The sequence below is a fragment of the Streptomyces sp. NPDC006544 genome (genome assembly GCF_040611715.1).
Taxonomy (GTDB): Bacteria; Actinomycetota; Actinomycetes; order Streptomycetales; family Streptomycetaceae; genus Streptomyces.
Genome location: NZ_JBEXOV010000203.1, coordinates 1 through 2,627 on the forward strand (window position 1 = coordinate 1; position 2,627 = coordinate 2,627).

Genomic DNA, 2,627 nt, shown 5'->3' on the forward strand with positions numbered 1-2,627 from the left:
TGGACGAGGCCGTCAGCGCTACCGACTGACGGCCCTCGCGGCGAAACGGCCGATGAGGAGCGGGGGGCACCGGGCCACAGGCGGTCCGGGCCCCTTCCCACGGCCATGTGTCCCACATCGCCGCACACGGTTTCCGTCTGTTCCTCTGAAGATCGAAGCAATTCCGTATGGGGCGCATGTGGCGGGGCAGCCGCACGGTGTCGTGCATGGTCGCGGCCCGCCTCGAAGGGCCGGGGCCGCATTCGATCGCGGAGGTATGAGGTGTCCCCAACGGTTCTGACCTCGGATACGCTGCCCGGCGGACTGATCGCCCTCCCAGGTGTCTATCAGCCGCAGGCCGATACCCGCTTCCTGGCCGAGGCGCTGGCCCGCGAGGACATCGGCGCCGGGACGGACGCGCTGGAGATCGGTACGGGCACCGGCGCACTGGCCCTGCACGCCGCGAGCAGGGGTGCCCGGGTCACGGCGGTCGACGTCTCGTGGCCCGCCGTCACCACGGCGCGACTGAACGCCCTGCGCCGGCGCCTGCCCCTGCGGGTCCTGCACGGCGACTACGCGGCACGTACCGCCGGGCGCCGTTTCGACCTGGTCGTCGCCAACCCGCCGTACGTCCCGGCCGCCGCCGACCGGCTGCCCTCGCGCGGGCCGGAGCGGGCCTGGGACGCGGGCCTCGACGGGCGCCGTGTCATCGACCGGATCTGCGCGAGCGCCCGGCCCCTGCTGCGGTCCGGCGGAGTCCTGCTCATGGTGCATTCGGCGATGTGCGGGCCCGAGAAGACCGTAGAACGGCTGACAGGCGCGGGACTGGCCGCCGGGATCACGGCGCGGACCTCCGTGCCGTGGGGCCCGGTCCTGCGCTCACGGCGGGCCTGGCTGGAGCGGCAGGGCCTGGCGGCCGAGGCCGAGGAGTGGGAAGAGTTGGTGATCGTCCGTGCCCAGGCCCTCTGACAGTGCCCCCGACCCGGCCTCCGCGCGGGCGGGCGCCCGCCGGGTGTCCGTGGAACCGCGAGGACCGGTGCTGGTCGAAGGACCGGTGGAGATCGTCCTGGACGACGGGACGCTCGCCCGGTCCGACCGCTTCATGGTCGCGGTGTGCACCTGCCGCCGCAGCCGTACGTACCCCTGGTGCGACACCAGCCACCGCCGCCGCGAGCGCGCCGAACAGCCACCCGAGGACAGGAACCAGCGATGACCCCTCCCCGTCCGAGCCCGAGCCCGGGTACGGTCGCGCCGGCCGCCGGGCCCTGCCTGGTCGAAGGCCGGGGCGAACTGTCACACGCCGTGACACGGTCCCTGCGGTCCGGCAGTTCGCCGGTGTACGCCGCGGGGTCCGTACTGAAGGCGGACCCGTGGGGGGAGGACCTCCAGCTCGCCCTGTACCTGCTGTACGAGCTGCACTACCGGGGCTTCGACGGCGTGGACGACGAACGGGAATGGGACCCGGAGCTGCTGCGACTGCGCCAGGCCATGGAAACCCGTTTCCTCCACGCCCTGCGCACCGAACTGGCCGACGCCCCCCGATCGGTCGAGGAGGCCTTCGCGCCGCTCCTCGTCGAGCCCGTGGACCTCTCCGGCAGCCTCAGCCACCACCTCGAAACCGAGGGCGAACTGTGGCAGTTGCGCGAGTACGCGGCCCTGCGTTCGCTCTACCACCTCAAGGAGGCGGACCCGCACGCCTGGGTCATCCCCCGGCTCAGCGGACGGGCCAAGGCCGCGATGGTCGCCATCGAGTACGACGAGTTCGGCGCCGGCCGCGCCGACCGCATCCACGCACGGCTCTTCGCGGACCTCATGGCCGACCTGGAGCTGGACCCCGCGTACGGCCGCTACCTGGACCGTGCGCCGGCGCCCCTCCTCGCGACCGTGAACCTCATGTCCCTCTTCGGGCTCCACCGGGCCCTGCGCGGCGCTCTCGTCGGCCATTTCGCGTGCGTCGAGGTCACCTCGTCGCCCGGGTCCAGGCGCCTTGCCAAGGCGCTGCGGCGCTGCGGCGCGGGGCCCGCCGCCCAACTCTTCTACACCGAGCACGTGGAGGCGGACGCCGTCCACGAACAGGTCGTCCGCCACGAGGTCATCGGCGGCCTCCTGGCCGACGAGCCCGCCCTCGAGGCGGACATCGCGTTCGGTTGCGCGGCGACCGTCCTGCTGGAGGACCGTCTCGCGGCCCACCTCCGCGCGGCCTGGGACCAGGGGCGCAGTGCGCTCCGCCCGCCCTGTTCGCCGGCGTGGCGGTAGCCGCGCAGGATCGGAACGCCGCCCCAGATAAAGACGGCGTCAGAGGGTAGACGCGATCCAAGCACCACGGCGGATCCCACCGGGCCGCCGCCTTCCCTACACGAGAACGAGGACATCATGCTCTTCGCCGGGCTCATTCTTCTGCTCATCGGCTTTCTGACCGGAATCTCCATCCTGTGGACCATCGGGATCATCCTGCTCGTGGTGGGCGCGGTGCTGTGGATCATGGGCTCGGTCGGGCACGCGGTCGGCGGCCGACGCCACTATTGGTAAGCGCGGGGGCCGCGACGAACGGGTACGCGGCCGGCACCTGGGTGGACATCGCGATCGGCGCGATCAACACGTGGACCAAGAGCGAGGAGGAGGAGACCACCGACGTCACCACCTTCGGC

At 72.3% G+C, this 2,627-nt stretch carries 4 protein-coding genes; all 4 read left to right on the plus strand.

Features of this window, described 5'->3' with window-relative positions; genetic code table 11:
* Positions 1-261: 261 nt before the first annotated feature.
* Positions 262-948: a HemK2/MTQ2 family protein methyltransferase gene (locus tag ABZY44_RS37485; RefSeq protein WP_356662001.1), complete on the plus strand. Its 687-nt coding sequence runs from the start codon at positions 262-264 to the stop codon at positions 946-948.
* Positions 932-1,192 carry a CDGSH iron-sulfur domain-containing protein gene (locus tag ABZY44_RS37490; protein WP_356662003.1) on the plus strand — a complete coding sequence of 87 codons (261 nt, stop codon included), beginning with the start codon at positions 932-934 and terminating at the stop codon, positions 1,190-1,192. The genes ABZY44_RS37485 and ABZY44_RS37490 overlap by 17 nt, the downstream gene beginning before the upstream one ends.
* Positions 1,189-2,235, plus strand: a complete 1,047-nt coding sequence (locus ABZY44_RS37495) for an iron-containing redox enzyme family protein (RefSeq protein ID WP_356662005.1) — start codon at positions 1,189-1,191, stop codon at positions 2,233-2,235. The genes ABZY44_RS37490 and ABZY44_RS37495 overlap by 4 nt, the downstream gene beginning before the upstream one ends.
* A 117-nt stretch (positions 2,236-2,352) precedes the next feature.
* A complete protein-coding gene (locus ABZY44_RS37500; protein WP_356662007.1) occupies positions 2,353-2,508 on the plus strand; it encodes a DUF6131 family protein in 156 nt (51 codons plus the stop codon).
* Positions 2,509-2,627 lie beyond the last annotated feature (119 nt).